This window comes from Ensifer sp. ENS08 (assembly GCF_014852195.1).
Lineage (GTDB): Bacteria > Pseudomonadota > Alphaproteobacteria > Rhizobiales > Rhizobiaceae > Ensifer > Ensifer adhaerens.
In genome coordinates, this window is record NZ_JACVBF010000001.1 from 190,385 (window position 1) to 212,824 (window position 22,440).

General features: G+C 62.0%; 22 protein-coding genes. 5 read left to right on the forward strand and 17 right to left on the reverse strand.

Annotated elements, in window-relative coordinates:
- The first annotated feature begins 57 nt into the window (after positions 1-57).
- Together IB272_RS01000 and IB272_RS01005 are read left to right on the forward strand one after the other, a co-directional pair.
- Positions 58-669 (forward strand): GNAT family protein, encoded by a 612-nt coding sequence (locus IB272_RS01000; RefSeq protein WP_034801272.1) that lies wholly within the window; start codon positions 58-60, stop codon positions 667-669.
- Positions 669-3,578, forward strand: coding sequence for an EAL domain-containing protein (locus IB272_RS01005; protein WP_113135459.1), 2,910 nt, complete (start codon positions 669-671; stop codon positions 3,576-3,578). The genes IB272_RS01000 and IB272_RS01005 overlap by 1 nt, the downstream gene beginning before the upstream one ends.
- Before the next feature lie 111 nt (positions 3,579-3,689).
- On the opposite strand, the gene IB272_RS01010 is transcribed toward IB272_RS01005, so the two are convergent.
- Positions 3,690-4,295, reverse strand: coding sequence for a YqgE/AlgH family protein (locus IB272_RS01010; RefSeq protein ID WP_034801471.1), 606 nt, complete (start codon positions 4,293-4,295; stop codon positions 3,690-3,692).
- Between the two features lie 169 nt (positions 4,296-4,464).
- On the opposite strand from IB272_RS01010, the gene IB272_RS01015 reads away from it, so the two are divergent.
- Both IB272_RS01015 and IB272_RS01020 read left to right on the forward strand, forming a co-directional pair.
- Positions 4,465-5,307, forward strand: coding sequence for a protein-disulfide reductase DsbD domain-containing protein (locus IB272_RS01015; protein ID WP_060584169.1), 843 nt, complete (start codon positions 4,465-4,467; stop codon positions 5,305-5,307).
- A gap of 73 nt (positions 5,308-5,380) precedes the next feature.
- Positions 5,381-5,866 carry a peroxiredoxin gene (locus IB272_RS01020; protein WP_034801256.1) on the forward strand — a complete coding sequence of 162 codons (486 nt, stop codon included), beginning with the start codon at positions 5,381-5,383 and terminating at the stop codon, positions 5,864-5,866.
- A gap of 50 nt (positions 5,867-5,916) precedes the next feature.
- Here the strand turns inward: IB272_RS01020 and rnhA are convergent, their stop codons facing one another.
- From rnhA to coxB, 13 genes are all read right to left on the reverse strand, one after another.
- Complete coding sequence (gene rnhA, locus IB272_RS01025) at positions 5,917-6,384, reverse strand: ribonuclease HI (protein WP_060584167.1); 468 nt, start codon at positions 6,382-6,384, stop codon at positions 5,917-5,919.
- Complete coding sequence (locus tag IB272_RS01030) at positions 6,381-7,361, reverse strand: homoserine kinase (protein ID WP_060584165.1); 981 nt, start codon at positions 7,359-7,361, stop codon at positions 6,381-6,383. The genes rnhA and IB272_RS01030 overlap by 4 nt, the downstream gene beginning before the upstream one ends.
- Before the next feature lie 40 nt (positions 7,362-7,401).
- Positions 7,402-8,412, reverse strand: coding sequence for a 4-hydroxy-3-methylbut-2-enyl diphosphate reductase (ispH, locus tag IB272_RS01035; RefSeq protein ID WP_034801247.1), 1,011 nt, complete (start codon positions 8,410-8,412; stop codon positions 7,402-7,404).
- Between the two features lie 3 nt (positions 8,413-8,415).
- Positions 8,416-8,781 (reverse strand): DUF1304 domain-containing protein, encoded by a 366-nt coding sequence (locus tag IB272_RS01040; RefSeq protein WP_060584164.1) that lies wholly within the window; start codon positions 8,779-8,781, stop codon positions 8,416-8,418.
- 54 nt (positions 8,782-8,835) lie between these two features.
- On the reverse strand, positions 8,836-9,603 hold the full coding sequence (locus IB272_RS01045; protein ID WP_034801243.1) for an SURF1 family protein: 768 nt from the start codon (positions 9,601-9,603) through the stop codon (positions 8,836-8,838).
- Positions 9,572-9,955 (reverse strand): DUF983 domain-containing protein, encoded by a 384-nt coding sequence (locus tag IB272_RS01050; protein WP_060584162.1) that lies wholly within the window; start codon positions 9,953-9,955, stop codon positions 9,572-9,574. Before IB272_RS01050 ends, IB272_RS01045 begins: the two co-directional genes overlap by 32 nt.
- A complete protein-coding gene (locus IB272_RS01055; protein WP_113135458.1) occupies positions 9,952-10,440 on the reverse strand; it encodes a L,D-transpeptidase family protein in 489 nt (162 codons plus the stop codon). The genes IB272_RS01050 and IB272_RS01055 overlap by 4 nt, the downstream gene beginning before the upstream one ends.
- Before the next feature lie 100 nt (positions 10,441-10,540).
- Positions 10,541-11,419 (reverse strand): cytochrome c oxidase subunit 3, encoded by an 879-nt coding sequence (locus IB272_RS01060; RefSeq protein WP_060584159.1) that lies wholly within the window; start codon positions 11,417-11,419, stop codon positions 10,541-10,543.
- A gap of 64 nt (positions 11,420-11,483) precedes the next feature.
- The gene (locus IB272_RS01065; RefSeq protein WP_034801235.1) at positions 11,484-12,077 is read right to left on the reverse strand and encodes a cytochrome c oxidase assembly protein; all 594 of its coding nucleotides are present in this window, start codon (positions 12,075-12,077) and stop codon (positions 11,484-11,486) included.
- An 11-nt stretch (positions 12,078-12,088) separates the two neighbouring features.
- A complete protein-coding gene (locus tag IB272_RS01070; protein WP_043619862.1) occupies positions 12,089-12,229 on the reverse strand; it encodes a hypothetical protein in 141 nt (46 codons plus the stop codon).
- A complete protein-coding gene (locus IB272_RS01075; protein WP_034801469.1) occupies positions 12,229-13,185 on the reverse strand; it encodes a heme o synthase in 957 nt (318 codons plus the stop codon). Before IB272_RS01075 ends, IB272_RS01070 begins: the two co-directional genes overlap by 1 nt.
- A gap of 98 nt (positions 13,186-13,283) precedes the next feature.
- Positions 13,284-14,972, reverse strand: coding sequence for a cytochrome c oxidase subunit I (ctaD, locus tag IB272_RS01080; RefSeq protein WP_034801224.1), 1,689 nt, complete (start codon positions 14,970-14,972; stop codon positions 13,284-13,286).
- A gap of 20 nt (positions 14,973-14,992) precedes the next feature.
- Entirely contained in the window at positions 14,993-15,874 is an 882-nt protein-coding gene (gene coxB / locus IB272_RS01085) for a cytochrome c oxidase subunit II (protein WP_034801222.1), read from the reverse strand.
- 366 nt (positions 15,875-16,240) lie between these two features.
- Here coxB and IB272_RS01090 point away from each other — a divergent pair, with 366 nt between their 5' ends.
- Positions 16,241-16,771, forward strand: coding sequence for an invasion associated locus B family protein (locus IB272_RS01090; protein WP_034801218.1), 531 nt, complete (start codon positions 16,241-16,243; stop codon positions 16,769-16,771).
- A gap of 130 nt (positions 16,772-16,901) precedes the next feature.
- Here IB272_RS01090 and ribB read toward each other — a convergent pair whose 3' ends face one another.
- The 3 genes from ribB to IB272_RS01105 form a co-directional block, all read right to left on the reverse strand.
- Complete coding sequence (gene ribB / locus IB272_RS01095; RefSeq protein ID WP_060516306.1) at positions 16,902-18,002, reverse strand: 3,4-dihydroxy-2-butanone-4-phosphate synthase; 1,101 nt, start codon at positions 18,000-18,002, stop codon at positions 16,902-16,904.
- 39 nt (positions 18,003-18,041) lie between these two features.
- Positions 18,042-19,139 carry a chorismate synthase gene (gene aroC / locus IB272_RS01100; protein WP_192444181.1) on the reverse strand — a complete coding sequence of 366 codons (1,098 nt, stop codon included), beginning with the start codon at positions 19,137-19,139 and terminating at the stop codon, positions 18,042-18,044.
- A 114-nt stretch (positions 19,140-19,253) separates the two neighbouring features.
- Positions 19,254-22,433 (reverse strand): EAL domain-containing protein, encoded by a 3,180-nt coding sequence (locus IB272_RS01105; RefSeq protein WP_060584158.1) that lies wholly within the window; start codon positions 22,431-22,433, stop codon positions 19,254-19,256.
- Positions 22,434-22,440 lie beyond the last annotated feature (7 nt).

Consider the following 22,440-nt stretch of genomic DNA (forward strand, 5'->3'; position numbering starts at 1 on the left):
CGTCGGGCGGATGGTACAAGGTCCTCGCGCGTAAACGGAACGGCCTCGGAGGCAGCTATGACACGATCGGTTTTTCGGTTCCTGTCGCGGCAGCCGGAGACGGTCGAAATCGCCGACCAGAATTACCTGCTCCGCCTCCCCCGCTATTCCGATTATCGCCAGTGGTATCAGCTCAGAAGCGACAGCCGCGCCTTCCTGGAGCCGTGGGAGCCGACCTGGCGCACCGACGAAATGACCGAAAGCGCCTTCCGCGGCCGGGTCGTCCGCAACGAGCAGGAATATGCCTCCGGCCAGGCGGTGCCGCTCTTCCTTTTCCACAAGCCAGGCGAGGTCCTGCTCGGCGGACTGACGATCGGCCACATTCGCCGCGGCGCCGGGCAAAACTGCATGATCGGCTACTGGATGGGCGCGCGCCACGCGGGCAAAGGCCACATGTTTGCGGCCCTCAGGCTCGCGATCCCCTACATCTTTTCGACCCTTGAGTTGCACCGTATTGAAGCAGCCTGTATTCCGGACAACTCAAGAAGCATCCGGCTCCTTGAAAAGGCCGGTTTTGAGCGTGAAGGCTATTTAAGACAGTACTTGAGAATCAACGGCCAGTGGCGAGACCATCTGCTCTTTTCTCTCCTGTCCGACGATGCCCTACCGAACAGGAATATGCCCCTTTGATGCCTCTAGCCCGCTCGCACTTCGCCTGGTCAGCCTCCAAGCTGGCAGCGTTTCTGATAACGCTCACGACGATTTTCTGTGCGCTCGGCGGCGCGGCCCAGGCTTTGGAGCCGGTCAAGATTTCGCGTGAAGACACGGCGCTCGACCTGACGGCAACGACCGAAATCTACAGCGGCCGCAACGAAGCCTTTCAGGTTTCGACAGCACCCGGAACCGACGGCATCGTGCGCCGCATCGAAGTGCGCTCCAACAGTGCGGACCATCAGGGCGACTGGGCTGTGTTCGCGCTCGCCAACGTTTCGGCCGAGCCGCTCGACCGCGTGATCGTCGCACCGCATTTCCGACTGGTGAATTCCAAGCTCTTCTGGCCGGACCTCGGCTCCAAGCGCATTCTTTCGATCACGCCAAGCGAAGGCTCCGCGCTCAGCCGCGAACCGAGCGACGAGGCGGACGTTTTCCGCATCACACTGGCGCCGGGCGTCATCATCACCTTCGTCGCCGAGCTGGCAACACCGGAACTGCCGCAGATCTATCTCTGGGAGCCGGACTCCTACAAGGATACGGTCAACGCCTTCACGCTCTATCGCGGCATCGTGCTCGGCATTGCCGGCCTGCTTGCGGTGTTCCTGACCATCCTTTTCGTCGTCAAGGGAACCTCAATGCTGCCGGCAACGGCCGCCCTTGCCTGGGCCGTTCTCGCCTATATCTGCGTCGACTTCGGCTTCCTGTCGAAGCTCATTAGCGTGACGGCCGGGGACGAGCGAATATGGCGCGCGGGCACAGAGGTCTTCCTTGCGGCCGGCCTCGTGATCTTCCTGTTCACCTACCTCAATCTCAACCGCTGGCACCAGCATCTCGGCTATGCGACGCTCGCCTGGATCCTCGGCCTCGGCCTGCTCTTCGGCGTCGCCGTCTACGACCCGGCGATCGCATCTGGCATCGCCCGCCTCTCCTTCGCGCTGACCGGCACGGTCGGCATCGTCCTGATCGCCTATCTCGGCTTCAACCGCTACGACCGCGCGATCCTTCTCGTTCCCGCCTGGCTGCTGATCCTCGTCTGGCTCTTCGGCGCCTGGCTGACGGTCACCGGCCAGCTCGCCAACGACATCGTGCAGCCGGCGCTCGGCGGTGGTCTCGTGCTGATCGTACTGTTGATCGGCTTTACCGTCATGCAGCACGCGGTCGCCGGCAGCGGCTACCAGCAGGGCCTGTTCTCCGATCTCGAGCGCCAGTCGCTGGCGCTCACCGGCTCCGGCGACACCGTCTGGGACTGGGACGTCGCCCGCGACCGGGTGGTGACGATGCCCGATATCTCGACGCAGCTCGGCCTGTCGCTCGGCAGCATGCACGGCCCCTTGCGCAACTGGCTTCCGCGGCTTCACCCTGACGATCGCGACCGCTTCCGCGCCACGCTCGACGTGTTGCTGGAACGCCGCCGCGGCAAGCTGAACCATGAATTCCGCGTACGCGCCGAGGACGGCCACTATCACTGGCTCTCGATCCGTGCCCGGCCGGTGCTTGGTGCCAACGGCGAAATCATCCGCTGCGTCGGCACGATCATCGACATTACCGAACAGCGCAACTCGGTCGAACGGCTGCTGCACAACGCCCTGCTCGACAATCTGACCGGGCTTCCGAACCGTCAGGTCTTCCTCGACCGGCTGCAGGCGATGCTCTTGATGGCCGACGGCAGCAACTCGGTCCGCCCGACGGTGCTTGCGATCGACATCGACCGCTACAAGCAGGTCAACGATCTCTTGGGCATTGCCGCCGGCGATAACATCCTCATCGCGCTGACGCGGCGCCTGCGCCGGCTGCTGCGCCCGCAGGACACGCTGGCTCGCCTCGGTGGCGACCAGTTCGGCCTGATCCTGATGTCCGAGCGCGATCCGGCCAAAGTCGCCGATTTCGCCGATGCGGTGAGCAAGGCGATCATGGTGCCCCTCAACTACGGCAACCGCGAAATCAACCTGACGGCATCGATCGGGCTCGTCTCCTGGCTCGACCAGGAACAGAGTGCGACCGGCCTTCTCGACGACGCAGAGCTCGCGATGTTCCGGGCCAAGAAGGAAGGCGGCAACCGCGTCGAGCCTTTCCGCCCGGCCTTCCGCACCTCCGGCTCGGACCGCATGCAGCTTGAAGCCGATCTCAAGAAGGCAATCGAGCGCAAGGAACTTTCTCTCGTCTACCAGCCGATCGTGCGATTGAACGATGCCGAGATCGCCGGCTTCGAGGCCCTGATGCGCTGGGATCACCCCAAGCGTGGCAACATCTCGCCGACCGAGTTCATCCCGATCGCCGAGAATTCCGACCTCATCAACCAGCTCGGCATGTTCGCCTTCGACCGGGCGACCAGCGACCTGACGGAATGGCAGCTGCAGACCGGCGATCTGCCGATCTTCGTCTCGATCAACCTTTCGAGCGCGCAGCTTCTCAACAACGAGCTCTATGACGACGTCCGTGCCATTCTCACCAAGAACCGCTGCGACCCGGGCAAGGTGAAGATGGAGCTGACGGAATCGCTGGTAATGGAAAATCCGGAGCAGGCCCGTCTCGTACTCGAAAAGCTGAAGGAAGCCGGTCTCAAGCTGGCACTCGACGACTTCGGCACAGGCCACTCGTCGCTCTCCTACCTCACCCGCTTCCCCTTCGACACGATCAAGATCGACAAGGCGCTGGTGCGCGACCCAAGCGACAAGCGCGGCATCCTCTTGCGCTCCGTCATCACGATGGCGCGCGAGCTCGATATGCAGGTGGTGGCCGAGGGCATCGAATCCGAGGACGACGCAATCCAGCTGTCGCAGATGGGCTGCGACTATGGGCAGAGCTTCCTCTTCGGTCCGCCGATCGGTTCGGAATCGATCCAGCGCCTGCTGAAGGAACGCTTTCCACTGATGAAGCGGGCGTAATCGCCAAGGCGACGCCGCTCAGCGCGCAGACCAACGTCTGCAGGCCCGTCGGTTACAATCCGACGGGCTTTTCCTGCATCAAGGATCTGGGAAAGGTCGGTCAGCCGCCAATCAGGCGTGACCGGCATCCATGGAGAGCATCGCGGCCGAAACACCCATCAGCGCCAGCGCCCGATCGTATTTGTCGTCGAGCGCCTTGTCGAAGATCAGTTCATCGCGCGCCGGGCATGTGAGCCAGCCATTCTGGGTGATTTCCGATTCGAGCTGGCCCGGTCCCCACCCGGCGTAGCCGAGCATCATCGTCGCGCGCACAGGCCCCTCCCCGCGCGAAATGGCGCGGACGATGTCGAGCGTCGCCGTCAGGCAGATATCGTCGCTGACGGGAATGCTGGAATCGCTCAGATAATCGTCGGAATGCAGCACGAAGCCGCGCCCGGTCTCGACCGGACCGCCCGCCTGAATCTGGAAATCCCGTGTTACCTGCGGGAGTCGGATCGCCTCGTCCTCATCGAGAAGATCGAGGTGAAGCAGCACGTCGGGGAAGGTCAGTTGCTGCGGCCGGTTGAGAATGAAGCCCATGGCGCCATCGTCCGAATGGGCGCAGATGAAGATGACCGTGCGAGCGAAATTGGCGTCAAACATCCCGGGCATGGCGATCAGGAACTGACCGTCAAGAAAGCCTCGCTCGCGTCTCTTTTGCGCCATCGGAGTAGCCATCATGCGAACAGCCTATCAATTCGCCGCGAAATGAAAAGCGCCTCAGCGTCGCGGCCCATAATTATTGCACGCACGGCGTTCACTTCGCCGTGTCCGATCAAGCAATTATGATCGTTGCGTCCGTCGCAGCGTCTGGAGCGGTTTTGGCAGAAGCGATATTGCTTGCCGTATGATCCAGTGCTTCACCCACCAGAAAATGGCCCAGTTCATCGGCGCGGCAAGCCTTGCCGGCTGTTTTTTTCTCCCCTTCGGCGCCAACGCGGCCACCAGCGAGTGGGTCACCTCCCCCGGCGGCATGATCCGTCTGGTCGCCGCCCAGCCCAAAGAGGATGGCACGATCCCGGCGACGCTGGAGGTCAAGCTCAACCCTGGCTGGAAGACCTATTGGCGCGAGCCGGGTGCAAGCGGCATTCCCCCGCAGGTGACGCTCGACCCGGCAGGCGACGTGGAGCTGGAAAAGATCGGCTTCCCGGTGCCCAAGACGTTCGACGACGGCGTCGTGCGCTACATCGGCTATGACAGGCCGGTCGCCTTTCCACTGACCTTGAAGCGCGTCCACGGCAGCGGCGACGTTACCATTCGCGCCTCCGTGTTCCTCGGCATCTGCGAGGACATCTGCATCCCCATTCAGGGCGAGCTAACGCTCGCCATCAAGCAAGGCGGCTTCGACAATCCGCTCGACGGCGCGCGGATCGACGATGCCGTTGCCGCGTTGCCGGAGGCGCCGTCGGCTGATTTCTCGGTGACGGCGAGCCGCTACGATGCCGACAAGGCGCTGATGCATCTGTCGGTTCGCCTGCCCGTCGACGACAAGGATCCGGAACTCTTTCTCGCCGGACCTTCGGGCATTTCGTTCGGCAAGCCCGAGATCCAGCCTGCAGGCGACAGGGCGTTAGACGCAGCCGTTCCGGTGAGGCTCACGGGCAAGGACAGGGAACTCAAAGGCAAGCCGATCGTTTTGACTGTGCGCGCCCAGGGCCGCAGCATGGAGACGACCCTTGCCTTTGATTAGGGCGCATCTATAGTCCGCCGAGTTCTCCGACGAGTGCGGAGAAGCGAGACGCAAGCAACGCAAGGAGAGTGCCGTGACCATTGCCGTCGGAGACAAGCTGCCAGCCGCAACCTTCAAGGAAAAGACCGCCGACGGTCCCGTCGAGGTCACCACCGATCAGCTCTTTGCCGGCAAGCGCGTCGTGCTCTTTGCCGTCCCCGGCGCGTTCACGCCCACCTGCTCGCTCAACCACCTGCCCGGCTATCTCGAAAACCGCGACGCGATCCTTGCCCGCGGTGTCGACGACATCGCCGTGGTCTCGGTCAACGACCTGCATGTGATGGGTGCCTGGGCGACCACGTCGGGCGGCATGGGCAAGATTCACTTCCTCTCGGACTGGAACGCCGCCTTCACCAAGGCGCTCGGTATGGACATCGACCTGTCGGCTGGCACGCTCGGTGTGCGCTCCAAGCGCTATTCGATGCTCGTCGAGGACGGCGTGGTGAAGTCGCTCAATCTCGAAGAAAGCCCTGGCCAGGCGACCGTTTCGGGCGCCGCCGCCATGCTCGAGCAGCTCTGAGCGCAGAAGCGAGTGCAAATGAAAAACGGGCCTCAGCGGCCCGTTTTTTTTCATTTCACGAGAAGTGAGTCCGAACGACGCCCCTTCTTGTAGGGTTCCATGCCCTTGCGGGCGAGCTCGTCGGCGCGTTCGTTTTCCGGATGACCGGCATGCCCCTTGACCCAGTGCCATGTCACCTTGTGGCGGCGATTGGCTTCGTCCAGCCGCTGCCAGAGCTCGCCGTTTTTCACCGGCTTCTTGTCCGCAGTCTTCCAGCCGTTCTTCTTCCAGCCGTGGATCCACTTGGAGATACCGTCCATCACATATTTGCTGTCGGTGTAGAGATCGACCTCGCAGGTGCTCTTCAGGGCGTCGAGCGCCGAGATTGCCGCCAGCAGCTCCATGCGGTTGTTGGTGGTCTCGGCCTCGCCGCCGGACAGCTCCTTTTCCACCTCGCCATAGCGCAGCACAGCGCCCCAGCCGCCCGGCCCCGGATTGCCCGAGCAGGCACCGTCGGTAAAGATATCGACATGTTTCATGCCTGACCCCCGTCCCGGCGCAGGCCATATTCGGCGCTGGACGTAATCGCCCGGTGGAACCGGATCTTCGTCAGATATTCGAGCGGATCCTTCTTGACCACCAACGCGCCCGCGGGCGTCATCAGCCAGTCGTAGAGGCGCGTCAGGAAGAAGCGCAGCGCCGAGCCGCGGCAAAGCAGCGGCAGGGCGTCGACCTCGGCGGGCGTCAGCTTGCGCACGCTCTCGTAGCCCGAAAGCATCGCCATGCCCTTGGTGATGTTGTAGGAGCCGTTCTTCTCGAAGCACCAGGAATTGAGGCAGACGGCGACGTCATAGGCGAGATAGTCGTTGCAGGCGAAGTAGAAGTCGATCAGCCCGGAGAGCTGGTCGCCGAGGAAGAAGACGTTGTCCGGAAAGAGATCGGCGTGGATGACGCCTTCCGGCAGCGATTTCGGCCAATGGCGCTCCAGATGTTCGAGCTCCGCCGATATCTCGTCCTTGAGACCTGGCTGAACTTCGTCGGCGCGCGCTTCGGAATTGACCCAGAGCGGCCGCCAGCCGCCGACGGAGAGCGCATTGGTGCGCTTCAGCGCAAAGCCTTCGCCGGCGACGTGCATGGCCGCCAGCGCCTTGCCCACTTCGTGGCAGTGCTTGGCTTCGGGCTTTCTCAGCCACATGCCCTCGAGGAAGGAGATGACGGCGGCAGGGCGGCCGGAGAGCTCACCGAGCAACTCGCCGTCGGCGCGCGGCAATGGCAGCGGGCAGGACAACCCACGCTCGGCCAGATGATGCATGAGGCCCAGGAAGAACGGCAGGTCGCCGGCATTCACGCGCTTTTCGTAGAGCGTGAGGATGTAGGAGCCTTTGGTCGTGTGCAGCAGGAAATTGGAGTTCTCGACACCCTCGGCGATCCCCTTGTAGGAGGTCAGCTGGCCGACGTCGTAAGCGGTGAGAAAACGGGCGAGATCGTCTTCCGTAATATCGGTGTAAACGGCCAAGGGTGTCCACTCTCAAGAAAATGCGGGCAGGGAATGCGGCTTATTCGCCGTTGACGAAGGCCATGTCGGCAGCCGTCAGCGGCACGTGGCGGATCTCGCGGTTGACGAGGAAGTTCTCGTTTTCCTCGACCGTATCGGCAAGCTCCACCGAAGCGTCGTAGCGTTCGCGAAACGCCTCGATGATCTCGTTGACGATTACTTCCGGCGCAGACGCGCCGGCCGACAGGCCGACCGTAGAGATATCGCCGATTTCGTCCCAATCGATTTCCGACGCCCGCTGGACCAGCACGGATTTTTTCGCGCCGGCCCGAAGGGCCACCTCGACAAGCCGCTTGGAATTGGACGAGTTGGGCGCGCCGACGACCAGGAACAGGTCGCAACCGGGTGCTGCCTGCTTCACCGCCTCCTGGCGATTGGTGGTGGCGTAGCAAATCGAATCGGCGGCGGGCGCCGTCAGGTTCGGGAAGCGCTCGTGCAGCCGCTTGATGACGCCGGCGGTGTCATCGACCGACAGTGTCGTCTGGGTGACGAAACCAAGATTGTCCGGGTCCGGCGGCTGATAGACGTCGGCGTCCTCGACGGTCTCGACCAGGGATACCGTGCCTTCAGGCAATTGGCCCATAGTGCCGATCACTTCCGGATGGCCGGCATGGCCGATCAGGACCACATGGCGGCCGAGGCGGTTGTGGCGCATCGCCTGCTTGTGGACTTTGGAGACCAGCGGACAGGTGGCGTCGAGATAGAAAAGGTTGCGGGCATCCGCGTCGGCGGGCACCGATTTCGGCACGCCGTGCGCCGAAAAGACGACCGGTTGCTTGCGGTGCTCCGGCGGGATCTCGTCGAGCTCTTCAACGAAGATTGCGCCCTTGGCTTCGAGGCCTTCGACGACGTAGCGATTGTGGACGATCTCATGGCGGACATAGACCGGTGCGCCGAATTCCTTCAGCGCCAGGACGACGATCTGGATCGCGCGGTCGACGCCGGCGCAGAAGCCGCGCGGGCCGCAAAGGCGGATGGTGATCGGGGATTTTTCTGCCGCTGATGATGCCATGGATCAGGATGCCATTAGTAGGAAAACGAGCGCTGCGATCGCCGGGCCGCCCTGGATGAGGAGGATGCGCGGCTTGACCGACCACGCGCCATATATAGCGGCAACGACCACGCACACAAGGAAGAACACCTTCAGCTGAAAGGCAAAGGCGGCTTCCGCCTGGATCAACGACCAGAACAGACCGGCGGCAAGAAAGCCGTTGTAGAGCCCCTGGTTGGCCGCGAGCACCCGTGTCGCCTCGGCCTGCTCGGCCGTCATGCGGAACACGGCCCTTCCCTTCGGCCCGGTCCACAGGAACATTTCCAGCACCAGAAAACCGATATGCAGCAAGCTGGTCAAAGCAATCAATGTGTTTGCAATGATCGTCATAATTGCTCCCACCGCCGTTCGTCCCACACGGTTAGCATGACGGCAAACGCGAGACTATCGCCCGCGCCGCATAGCATAGATGCCGCTGACCAACACCAGAGCCGCTGCCAGCCCATACCAGGTCAGCGCATATTGCAGGTGGTTGTTGGGCAGGTCGAACTGGGTGACACCGCCAATCGGCAGACCGCCCGGATTGGGCGTCGCATCGGCATCGACGAACAGCGGCACGACCTTGTCGGCGGGAAGGCCGACCGAAGACGCCATCGTGTCGAGATCCTTCCAGTAGAAGATGTTCTTGGCGAGGTCGTTGTCGGGAACGAGCGACGACGGCTTTCCGTCAAGCTTCGGCCTTGCAAGACCATGAACGCCTACGAAGGCGGGAAGCTCGCCGGCAAGCCGGGTCGATGCATCCTTCTGCTCGAAAGGCACGAAACCGCGATTGACGAAGAGAAAACGGTCGTCGTCCAGCCGTAGCGGCGTGAAGACGTAATAGCCGGTGCGGCCATTGAACGTCGCGAAGAAATGCCGCTCCTTGGTGTGGTCGAACCCACCGGTCACCGAAACCGTGCGGTAGTCGATGTCGCCACCATCAGCGAGGATCTTCTCGATCTCGGCAAGCGTCGCCGGCGGCGCAGACCTGCGCTCGGCCATGGCTGAAAGCAAGCTTTCCTTCCAGTGTAGCCGCTGCATCTGCCAGGTACCGAGAGAGACAAGAATGGCAAATGTCGCGACGAGCAGCAGCAACGTGCCGATGCGGCCGATCAGGCCACGCTTTTTGCTGGTCGCGATCTCAGCCACGGTCGATCTCGCCGGGACGCGCATTGTTGCGATATTGCAGATTGATCAGGATACCCTTCAGCATCCGCGTCAGGCCGAGGCTGAAAATCACCGCAAGCGGGATCCACAAGATGAAATGCAGCCAGAGCGGCGGGTTGAAGTTGACCTCCGCCCAGAGCGCCGCGCCGACGACAATGAAGCCGACGATCAGGATCACGAAGACCACCGGACCGTCGCCGGCATCGGCGAACTTGTAGTCGAGATCACAGCTTGCGCAGGCAGACTTGACCTTCAGAAACCCGTCGAAAAGCTTGCCCTGGCCGCAGCGCGGGCAAAGCCCCTTGATCCCGGTCATCACCGGGTCAACCGGCGGGAAATGTGCCTTGTCTTCACTCACGGCTTGATCTCGATTGGCGTGTTGTTGGGAACCATGGCCCAGATTTCTTCCATTTCGGCATTGGTAACGGCAATGCAGCCATTCGTCCAATCGAAGCACTGCGTCAAAAAGGCCAGCCAACCGAAATAATTGGGCTGGCCATGGATCATGATCATGCCGCCCGGATCGACACCGTTCGCGGCAGCGGCAGAGACATCGGCCGGCGCCGGATAAGAGACGTGGATGGACTTGTAGTAACCGCTGCCGGGATTGCGCCAGTCGAGAGAATAGAGCCCTTCCGGCGTCCTCTGGTCTCCCTCCTGACGCTTGTGACCGATGGGGTTGCCGCCGAGTGCAATCGTGTATTTACGGATCACCTGGTCACCTTGGAAGAGCTGCAACAGCCGCCGCTCATTGTGCACGACAACCCTGTCCGCGCTATCGGCCGCCGCAGCGGGAAAACCGCCGGATGCCACTAGCGTCGCAGCCACCAAGGCCAACCTCATTTCCGTCTCCCATCAAGCAGATCGGCGGGCACACCACCAAAAGAACAAGGCGGCTGCATGACTGCAACCGCCTTGTTCCTTGACTTAGATGCTCGCGCTATCAGCCGTGCGCGATCGGCGCGCCCCAGCTTCCCCAGATGTAGATGGAGAAGAACAGGAACAGCCAGACGACGTCAACGAAGTGCCAGTACCAGGCGGCCGCTTCGAAGCCGAAGTGCTGCTTCGGTGTGAAGTCGCCACGCAGTGCGCGGAACAGGCAGACGAGCAGGAAGATCGTGCCGACCAGAACGTGGAAGCCGTGGAAACCGGTCGCCATGAAGAAGGTCGCGCCGTAGATCGAGTCCTTGAAGGCGAAGGGAGCGTGGGCGTATTCGTACGCCTGGACGAAGGAGAACAGCACGCCGAGCACGACCGTCAGCGCCAGGCCGTTGATCAGGCCCTTGCGGTCATTGTGCAGCAGCGCGTGATGCGCCCAGGTCACCGTCGTGCCCGACAAAAGCAGGATGACGGTGTTGTAGAGCGGCAGGTGCCACGGATCGAGCACTTCGATGCCCTTCGGCGGCCAGACGCCACCGGTGAAGGTAGCGCGGGTTGCCTGGATGGCTTCGCCCGGGAACAGGCTCGCATCGAAGAAGGCCCAGAACCAGGCCGCGAAGAACATCACTTCAGAAGCGATGAACATGAGCATGCCGTAGCGCAGATGCAGCGAAACGACGCGGGTGTGGTGGCCCTCGTGCGCTTCCTTCACCGTGTCCGACCACCAGCCGTACATGGTGTAGAGCACGATGATGAGGCCTGCGAGCAGGATCCAGACGTTGGCAAGCTCGAGGCCGAAGATCTTCAGCGAGCTACCCGACAGGTAACGCATGTAGCAGATGCCGCCGAACGCCATGACAAAGGCGCCGATGGAAGCAAGCAGCGGCCAGGGGCTCGGGTCGATGATGTGGTAGTCGTGATTCTTCTGATGCGCACCGGCCATGTCAGTAATCCCCGATATGTCTCTCTCTTGTCGCCCTTCCGGCATAGCCGAAAAGGACCTCCAGTCAAAGTTTGTTCTGTTCCGTCTTCACCTGTGCGACCGGTTTCGACGGTTCGCGCGGATAGAAGGTATAGGAAAGGGTCAGCGTCTTGATGTCCTTGGTCTCCACCGCCTTGACCATGTCCGGATCGACGAAGAATACCACCGGCATCTCCATCTCCTCTCCCGGCTGCAGGGTCGTCTCGGTGAAGCAGAAGCACTGGACCTTGTTGAAATAGGCGCCCGCCTGCATCGGCGTGACGTTGAAGGTCGCCTGGCCCGTCGTCGGCTTCGACGACAGGTTCTTTGCCTTGTACATCACCTGCACCGTTTCACCGATGCGGATGTCGATGTCGCGCTGGACCGGCTTGAACTCCCAGGGCAGGCCCCCGGAAGTGTTCGCGTCAAAGGTGACCTTGACCTTCTCGTCGAGGATGACGTCGGACGCCTGCTCGACGCGCTGCGTCGTGCCGTTATAGCCGGTGACGCGGCAGAACATGTCGTAAAGCGGTACAGCCGCATAGGCCATGCCCACCATGCCGCCAACGAAGGCGAGGCAAGTGCCGACGACGACGCGGTTGGAGCGCTGCGAGCTTGTGGTCTGCGGTGATTTCGTCATGCCATTTCGCCTCAGTTGACCATGCCGTTGCCGAACTTGATCAGCGTGACGATGTAGAAGAGGACGACGAGGCCGAAAAGCACGAAGCCAAGCGCGATGTTGCGGCCGCGGCGCGATTTCTTCTGGGCATCAGTGAGCTTGACGGTTTCCATCAGGCAATACTCCCGGCATTCAGCCAGATATTGACGATCAGGTGATCCGCCATCAGGGCGGAGAAGATCACGAACAGATACATGATCGAGAAGGCAAAGAGCTTCTTGGCCGGCAGCATGCGCTCATCTGATTCCGGCATGCGCAGCACGCCGATCGAGTACCATACGAAGCCAAGGCCGAGGGCCGCTGCGACTGCGCCGTAACCAATGCTCGCAAAACCGAGCAAGGTGGGACAGATGCCGATAAGTGCGGTCAGAACGGCGTAGATGACGATCTGCTTCTTGGTGGTCGCCTGGCCGCAGACATTCGGCATCATCGGTACGCCGACGGCGCCGTAGTCGCCCATCTTGAAGAGGGCGAGCGCCCAGAAATGCGCCGGGGTCCATAGGAAGGTGATCAGGAAAAGCACGATGCTTTCGACCGATACGGCGCCGGTCACGCAGGCCCAGCCGATCATCGGCGGGAAAGCGCCGGCAGCACCGCCGATGACGATGTTCTGCGGCGTCGAGCGCTTCAGCCACATCGTGTAGATGACCACGTAGAAGAAGATGGTGAAGGCGAGCAACCCGGCTGCGAGCCAATTGACGGCGAGCCCGAGGATGATCACGGAAAAAGCAGACAGCGTCAGGCCGAATGCCAGCGCTTCCTGCGGCAGGATCTTGCCTGCCGGGATCGGGCGCTTGGCGGTACGGGTCATGACCGCGTCGATGTCGGCGTCATACCACATGTTCAGCGCGCCCGAGGCGCCAGCGCCGACAGCGATGCAGAGGATGGCGATGAAACCGATGAAAGGATTGATGTGTCCTGGTGCCAGCACCAGCCCGGCGAATGCCGTGAAGACGACCAGGGACATGACACGCGGCTTCAGAAGCTCGAAGTAATCGCGCGCAGAGGCTTCGGACAGGCGCGGTACGCCTTCCATGCCGACTGCTTCGTGATTGTCGATGACCGTCATGTCTTGTCCCTGCAAAAGTCCCGGCCGCAAGGGCCGTGTGTCGCCGGTTGCCCGGCGGGGTGAAGCCGCCGGAACCGGCGGCTTCTGTTCGTTGCCCGTCACTTGATGCGCGGGAGCTGTTCCCACTGGTGGAACGGCGGCGGCGAAGACAGCTGCCATTCCAGAGTGTTCGCGCCCTCGCCCCACGGGTTGTCGCCAGCGACGCGCTTCTTGGCGAAGGCTTCGAAGACGCCGAAGAGGAAGATCAGGACGCCGACGGCTGCGATGTAGGAGCCGTAGGACGAAACCATGTTCCAGCCGGCATAGGCATCCGGATAGTCGATGTAACGGCGCGGCATGCCTGCGAGGCCGAGGAAGTGCTGCGGGAAGAAGATCAGGTTCACGCCGATGAACATGACCCAGAAGTGCAGCTTGCCGACGAACTCGGAGTACATGTAGCCGGTCATCTTCGGGAACCAGTAGTACCAGGCAGCGAAGATTGCGAAGACAGCGCCGAGCGACAGAACGTAGTGGAAGTGAGCGACCACGTAGTAGGTGTCGTGCAGCGAGCGGTCGAGGCCGGCGTTGGCGAGCTGAACGCCCGTGACGCCACCGACGGTGAACAGGAAGATGAAGCCGATCGCCCAGACCATCGGGGTCGTGAAGCGGATCGAACCACCCCACATCGTCGCGATCCACGAGAAGATCTTAACGCCCGTCGGAACAGCGATGACCATCGTCGCGAAGACGAAGTAGCGCTGCGTGTCGAGCGACATGCCGACGGTGTACATGTGGTGTGCCCACACGATGAAGCCGACGGCGCCGATCGCGACCATGGCGTAGGCCATGCCGAGGTAGCCGAAGATCGGCTTGCGCGAGAAAGTGGAAACGATGTGGCTGACGATGCCGAAGCCCGGCAGGATCAGGATGTAGACTTCCGGGTGACCGAAGAACCAGAACAGGTGCTGGAACAGGATCGGATCGCCGCCGCCTTCAGGCGCGAAGAAGGCCGTGCCGAAGTTGCGGTCGGTGAGCAGCATGGTGATGCCGCCTGCCAGAACCGGCAGCGAGAGCAGAAGCAGGAAGGCGGTGATCAGAACCGACCAGGCAAAGAGCGGCATCTTGTGCAGCGTCATGCCCGGAGCGCGCATGTTCAGGATCGTGGTGATGAAGTTGATCGCACCGAGGATCGAGGACGCGCCGGCAATGTGCAGGCCGAGGATGACGAAGTCCATCGCCGGGCCTGGCATGCCCGATGTCGAGAATGGCGGATAGATCGTCCACCCGCCCCCTGCGCCGTAGGCACCGGCCGGGCCTTCGACGAACATCGAAAGCAGCACGAGCAGGAAGGCAGGAATGATCAGCCAGAAGGAGATGTTGTTCATGCGCGGGAACGCCATGTCCGGCGCACCGATCATGATCGGAACCATCCAGTTGGCGAAGCCACCGATCAGCGCCGGCATGACCATGAAGAAGATCATGATGAGCGCGTGCGCGGTCGTGAACACGTTGAACATGTGCTTGCCGCCGTCGATGGCAGCATCGCCCTCGAAGCCGTAAACCATCTGCGCCAGGCCGTGGAAGATCTGGATGCCTGGCTCCTGGAGCTCGGCGCGCATGAAGATGGACAGCGTGCCGCCGATGATGCCCGCGAAAATCGCGAAGATCAGGTAGAGCGTGCCGATGTCCTTGTGGTTGGTCGACAGGAACCAGCGCTGGAAGAAGCTCAAAGGCTTATGCGCATGGTCTGCGTGGCCATGATCGGAGTGATCATGGCGTTGGTCGTGATGAACGGCTGTTCCAGCCATGGGTCGAGCTCCCCTTCCGATTACTGTGCGGCGTTAGCGGCGACGTCGACGGTCTTGGCCGAGTCGATGGACGCCATGAGCGCCTTGTTCGCATCGCCAACATTCGTTGCGGCGGCTGCGAGCCAGGTGTCGTATTTTTCCTGCGAAACCACGCGGATGGCGATCGGCATGTAAGCGTGGTCCTTACCGCAAAGCTCGGAACACTGGCCGTAGTAGAGACCTTCGCGCTCGGCCTTGAACCAGGTTTCGTTCAGGCGACCGGGAACGGCGTCGATCTTCACGCCAAAGGCAGGCATTGCAAAAGCGTGGATCACGTCAGCAGCGGTGACGAGAACACGAACCGTCTTGCCGACCGGCACGACGACTTCGTTGTCGACGGCGAGCAGGCGCGGATATTCTTTCTTGTCTTCCTTGCCGAGCGTCGCGCGATCTTCTTCCTTCATCATGATGCTGTCGAAGGTGAGCGGGCTTTCGCCGACTTCATACTCGTAGGACCAGTACCACTGGTTGCCGGTCGCCTTGAGCGTCAGGTCCGGATTGGCCGGCGGCGTCAGCTGCGCGGTCAGGAGTTGGAAGGACGGAATGGCGAGGAAGAGAAGGATGACGACCGGACCGACGGTCCAGACGACTTCGATCGCGGTGTTGTGGCTGGTCTTGGACGGAACCGGGTTCGCGCTTTCGCGGAACTTGATCACAACGATGATCAAAAGGAGGAGAACGAAGAGAGTAATCGGAATGATGAACCACAGGGTATAATGTTCAAACCACGTGATTTCTTCCATGATGCCCGTAGCGGCCGTCTGAAAGTTCGTCTGCCATTCGACAGGCTTGTCAGCAAAGGCGCTCGAAGCAAAAAGCAGACAGGCAAGCGCTGCCAGAACTGCATAAGCCTTGTTTTTCACAATGTGTCTCCCCAATGCGCTTGATCAGGATCAAACCGGAACGCAGAATCCCTGCGATACTGCTGCGCTTCAAACCACAGTTTGTCCGATGCCGCAACATCTGACCAATCAACCCCATGCGGCATTTTTGCACAAACGCAGCTTTTCACACAGGCACCCCTCGAAACCCGTGGCGAAACCACCTATAGGGGCTCTTCTGCGCGCTTGGCGATCCGATTGCACAGCGCTTTGACGGCGGCGCGCCGGATAGGGCGCCCAACCCGCCCAATTTCCGCCATATGGCGCTGGAATGTGCCCCGCAGGGCTTTTCATTTATTCCTGCGCGCTTCAAGAATAGCCCTGATGATTCGACGTTTTGAGGTTTACATGGGCCTGCCCCTCTTTTCCCGACTGTCGGCCTTCGCCGCCTTCGGCCTTGCCGTTCTCGCTCTCCCGGCTCAAAGCCTGGCCCAGCAGCCCGCCGGAACACCCGGCACGGTCAAGTCCAACCATGGCGCATGGTCGATCGTCTGCGATCAGCCGCCGGGCGCCTCCGCTGACCAGTGCGCGCTGATGCAAAACGTCATCGCCGAAGACCGGCCCGAAGTTGGCCTGTCGGTGGTCGTTTTGAAGACTGCGGATCGCAAGGCCAAGATCCTGCGCGTACTCGCTCCGCTCGGCGTGCTTCTGCCGAACGGCCTCGGCCTGAACGTCGACGGCAAGGATATCGGCCGCGCCTATTTCGTGCGTTGCTTCTCCGACGGCTGCTACGCAGAAGTGGTGCTCGAGGACGAACTCTTGAAGACCTTCCGTTCCGGTGCGACGGCGACCTTCATCGTCTTCCAGTCACCCGAAGAAGGCATCGGCATCCCTGTCGACCTCAAGGGCTTCGGCGAAGGCTACGACGCGCTGCCCTGAACGGCGACAAGTTCAAAGACAAACAAAGAGCCGCGCTTCGAGCGCGGCTTTTTTGTTGGCTGCCGCCGAGCATAAAAGACAAGGCCCGGATCGATGATCCGGGCCTGATGCATGCGAGAGCGACGCGTCTTTAGATGATGTCGGTCCCGACGATCTTGATGCCGAAGCCTTCGAGGCCGACATAATGGCGTTCGCGCGAAGCGAGCAGCCTGATGGAGCTGATGCCGAGATCCTTCAGGATCTGCGCGCCGAGGCCGATTTCCAGCCACTCGTTTTCGCGCGCCTGCGCCTCGTCGTGCGCTTCGCGCTCGTGCTTGCCCTTGCGCGCCGTCTGCGACACGCCGACGCCGACCGAGCCTTCGCGCAGATAGACGATGACCCCCCTGCCCTCGTCGGCAATGCGCTTCATGATGCGGTCGATCTGGCAGTCCCTGCCGAAGACGTCGGCGCCGACATTTTCGAGATGCAGGCGAACCGGGATATCGACGCCGTCACGGATGTCGCCAAAGACGACGGCGAGATGCTGCATCGGATCCCAGGGCAGAGAATAGGAATGTCCCTTGGCCGCACCATAGGGCGTCTCGATATCGAAGGAGCCGCCATGCTCGATCAGCGTTTCCTTGCGCTGGCGATAGGCGATGAGATCGGCGACCGAAACCTGCTTCAGGCCATGGGTGTCGGCGAAGCTCGCCACCTGTGGCCCACGCATGACCGTGCCGTCGTCATTGACGAGTTCGCAGATGACGCCGATCGGCGGTAGGCTGGCGAGCCTGCAGAGGTCGACGGCAGCTTCCGTATGGCCGGAGCGCATGAGAACGCCGCCTTCGCGCGCGACCAGCGGGAAAATGTGGCCGGGGCGAACGAAGTCCGTCGGCCCGACATTGGGATTGGCGAGGTTGCGTACCGTCAGCGTGCGGTCGTCGGCGGAAATGCCCGTCGTCGTGCCGTGCTTGAAGTCGACCGAGACTGTGAAGGCGGTGGTGTGCGCGGAATCGTTTTCCGCCACCATGGCGTTGAGGTTCAGGCGCTTGGCCTCCTCGCGCGGCATCGGCGTGCAGACGATGCCCGAGGTGTGGCGCACGATGAAGGCCATCTTTTCCGGCGTGCAATGCACCGCCGCGACGATCAGGTCGCCCTCGTTCTCGCGGCCGTCGTCATCGGTGACGACGACGATTTCGCCGGCCTCGAAGGCGCGAATGGCATCGACGACACGCTTCTGATCATAGGACATGGTGTTCTTCCCGAATTGTCTGGGCCGGTTGAAGCCGAATTACTTGAGGCGGCCGGTCTGGCCGCGGTCACGCAGGTAGTGATCGGCGATCGTGCAGGCAAGCATCGCCTCGCCGATCGGCACGGCGCGGATGCCGACGCACGGATCGTGGCGACCCTTGGTATGCACATCGACCTCGTTGCCGTCGCTGTCGACCGAGCGTCGCTCGGTGAGGATCGACGAGGTCGGCTTGATGGCGAAACGCGCGATCACCGGCTCGCCGGTGGCGATGCCACCAAGAATACCGCCAGCATGGTTCGACAGGAAGACCGGCTTGCCGTCAGCGCCGATGCGCATTTCGTCGGCGTTTTCCTCGCCGGTGATTTCGGCCGCACCGAAACCGTTGCCGATCTCGACACCCTTGACGGCGTTGATCGACATCAGGTTCGAGGCGATGTCCTGGTCAAGCTTGGCATAGATCGGCGCACCGATGCCGGCGGGCACGCCCTCGGCAACCACTTCGACGACGGCGCCGATCGAGGATCCGGACTTGCGGATGCTATCGAGATATTCTTCCCAGACCGGCACGATCTCCGGATCCGGTGCGAAGAAGGGGTTGTTGTCGACCTCGGTCCAATCCCAGTTGGCGCGGTTGATCTTGTGCTTGCCGATCTGCACGAGCGCGCCGCGAACGACGAGACCCGGCACGACCTTGCGGGCGACACCACCGGCAGCGACGCGCGCCGCGGTCTCGCGCGCCGAGGAACGGCCGCCACCGCGATAATCGCGGATGCCGTATTTCAGATCGTAGGTGTAATCGGCGTGGCCCGGGCGATAGCGCTTGGCGATCTCGGAATAGTCCTTCGAGCGCTGGTCGGTGTTTTCGATCAGCATCGAGATCGGCGTTCCGGTCGAGATCATCGTCTCGCCGTCCTCGTCGAACATGACGCCGGAGAGAACCTTGACCAGATCGTCCTCGCGGCGCTGTGTCACGAAGCGCGACTGGCCGGGTTTGCGCTTGTCGAGCCATACCTGGAGTTCGGCGAGCGTGAAACGGATGCCGGGCGGGCAGCCGTCGATGACGCAGCCGAGCGCCGGCCCGTGGCTTTCGCCCCAGGTGGTAACGCGGAAGAGATGACCGAAAGTATTATGCGACATGAAGGCAACCGACCCTAAGCAAGCAACGGCCGTACGTTTTGTACGCGGATGCCTTCTCTTAGTGGAAAGCCGGAGATGGGGAAAGGCTTTTGCGACCTGACGCGACCTCCTTCATCACGACGCCAGACGCAAGCCGCGTTCGGCTGCAAAGGCGAGAAACTTCTCCGCGCTCAACGGCCGGGCAAATGCGTAGCCCTGCAGCACATCACAGCCCAGAATGCCGAGCATTTCGGCATGCGCCATGGTTTCCACGCCCTCGGCCACGGTCTCGATATTGAGCGAGCGGGCAATCTCGATAATCGAGCGCACCAACGCCTGCTCCCTGCGGGCGCTCAAAACCGGAACGACGAGCTGGCGGTCGATCTTCAACCGTTTCGGCTTGATCTTCAAAAGGCTGACGATCGAGGTATGGCCGGTGCCGAAATCGTCGAGTTCGATATCGATCCCGAGCTTCTTGATGCCCTCGATGTTGGCGGCGACGATATCGTCGCTTTCGTCGAGGAAGATCGACTCCACCAGTTCGAAACAGATCTGTCCGGGCGTGATGCTCAAGCCTTCAAGCGAGGACAGCAGGTCGTCGTCCTGCAGCCGCTTGGCCGAAACATTGACCGAGATCTTGGGAACCCGAATGCCGGCCGCTGCCCATCGCATCTGATCGGTGAGAGATTTCTCCAGAACGAGACGGTCGAGCATCGCCGTCACGTTGAGTTCGTCGGCGATGCCGAGAAAACGATCCGGCGTCAATATGCCCTCGCGCGGATGCCTCCAGCGCACCAGTGCCTCGACGCCGCAAAGCGCGAGCGTCGTCGCATCGAACTGCGGTTGGTACCAGGGTTCGAATTCGTCGCGCTCGATGCCTTCCAAAATCTCGTCGGCAATGCGCTTGGCGGTCACCACTTCCGCCTGGAGCACCTCGGTGAAGAACTGGTAGCGGTTCCGGCCCGCCTCCTTGGCGCGATAGAGCGCGATATCGGCGTTGACGAGCAGCTTGCGCGCGTCGATGTCGGCGCCATACCCGACTGCCACGCCGATGCTGACACCAAAGCGGCAGGGAAATCCGTTGTAGTCGACCGGCTGCCGCATCGCGGCAATGATCCGGTCGCAACGGGCAGCAAGCGTCGCCTCGCCCTGTTCGCCGGTAACGGCGACAACGAACTCGTCGCCACCGATGCGGGCAATGATGTCGCCCGCCGATGTGTTCGCCCGCAGGATCTCCGAGGCATGGATCAGCATGGCGTCGCCGGCTGCGTGACCCAGGGTGTCGTTGATCTGCTTGAACCGGTCGAGATCGATATGAAGGATGGCGATGTCCTCACGGTCGCTGCCGGCGTCCAGGGTCAGTCGCTCCAGCGCCTTGTCGAGCATGCGGCGGTTGCCGAGCCCTGTCAGCGGGTCATGCAGTGCGTTGTGCTCGATGCGAACCCGGGCCTGCTCCAGCTCGGCGTTCTTTGCGTCCGCCATGGCCTTGGCCGCGCGTAACTGTTCCGTCATCAGCACGTCGTCGGTAACATCGAGCGCCATGCCGACGAATTTCCGTGCACCGTCCGGGGCGACGTGCAGCTTGCCGACCGAGCGGATGTGGCGAACCGTTCCGGCCGACAATATCACCCGCACCTGATGCACATAGGTTTCGTCCGCTTCGATGGCGCGATTGACCGCGTTGAGCGCCGGCTGCCGGTCATCGGGGTGCAGCGCTTGAAGCCATGTCTGCTCGTTGGTGGCGCCGTCGGTATAGACCAGCCCGTAGAGCTGATGCATGCGCTCGTCCCAATAGGCGACGTTGTTGTCGAGATCGGCCTCCCACATGCCGCAGCGATAGGAATCAAGAGCGAGGTCGAGACGTCGTGACAGGAGCTCTAGATCCTGTTCACGCTCGTAGAGACCCTTCAGCGCCTGCTCGAGCTCAAGGTTCTGCTGGTCGACCTGTGCCTTGGCCGCACTCAGCCGCTCGTTCTTCAGCACATCGTCGCTGACATCCCAGCTGATGCCGGTGACCTTGGCGCGGCCATCGGCGCCGCGGTGGCTGGACCCGACATTGCGGATGTGGCGCACCGTACCGTCGTGCAGAATGACACGATACTGCGATCGGTACTCGAGGCCGTCATCGAGGCTACGGAACAGCGCATTGGCGGCAATACCTATGTCGTCGGGATGCACGGTCGCGCGCCACTCGTCGTACGTGGGCTCGTCCAGATGCACCTCCAGTCCATGCAGGTGGAACATCCGGTCGTCCCAGGAACGCTGCTGGCTCTCGACGTCGATTTCCCAGATGCCGATCTTCGACGCGTCGAGCGCGAGGTTCAGGCGATGAGACAGCGTCATCACCTCCCCTTCCCGCGCCTTCAGCTTGGCGATGTTGCGCTGTCGCTCGTTGACCAGGCCGCCAGCCAGGAGGATCGGGATAACCACCACCGTGACGGCGACGGCGATCGCCAATTGGATGAAGCTGCTGTTTTCGGGAAGCTGCTGCCATCCACCGACGGGCATGGCCGCTAGCTCCCACACGCCGCCTGCTAGCTCCAACCGGCGGTTGACCGGCGCAGCGCGAAAAAGCGCGTCGTCGCCATAGAACGCATCCTGTATGCGGTCCGGCTCGGAAATATCGCGGATCGCCAGGTGAACGTCGACATGGCGGTGGTCCCGCGCCAGTTCCGGCGCCTCGCCGCCCGACTCGAGCAGGCGCGCGGCGCGGTACAGCGCCTTCTCGTCGAGTATGGCCTCGACGTAGCCCCAACGCTCCATGCGTCCCTGGATCTTGGAAAAGACTGGCAGGAACAGCTCGAAACCATTGCGGCCGCTTGGCAGCCGGATCGGGCCGATCATCACTGGCCTGACCGTCGAGGACGCGCGCTCGATGGCATGTCTTGTCGCGCCGAATCGGTTGAAGTCGCTGCCGACGAACCATTGCTGGCTCTCGCGCGGAAAGGCGATCCGCACGACGCCGCCGGGCGCTGCCGAGGCGCGCACCATCTGCGGATTCTGCAGGAGGAGCTTCGTCGCCATGACGGTGAAATCGTCTGTTGTCATGGCCGGATGCACGCCGATGCTGTTGGCAAAACCGTTCAGCGCGGCAATGCTGGTGTTAACCTCCGATTGCAGGCGGTTGGCAATGAGGTTCAGTTCGTTCTCGACGTCGATCCTGAGGTCGTTCTGGAAGTTTTCACGGTTTTGCCGCTCATAGACATGCCCGCCCGTAAACACGACGAGGCCCGCGATCGCCGCAGGAATGAGCGACGGTTTCGCAAATCTGGCGGCGGCCCGAATGCGCTGGCGCAGAACGTCAATGATCTTCAATCTCTTC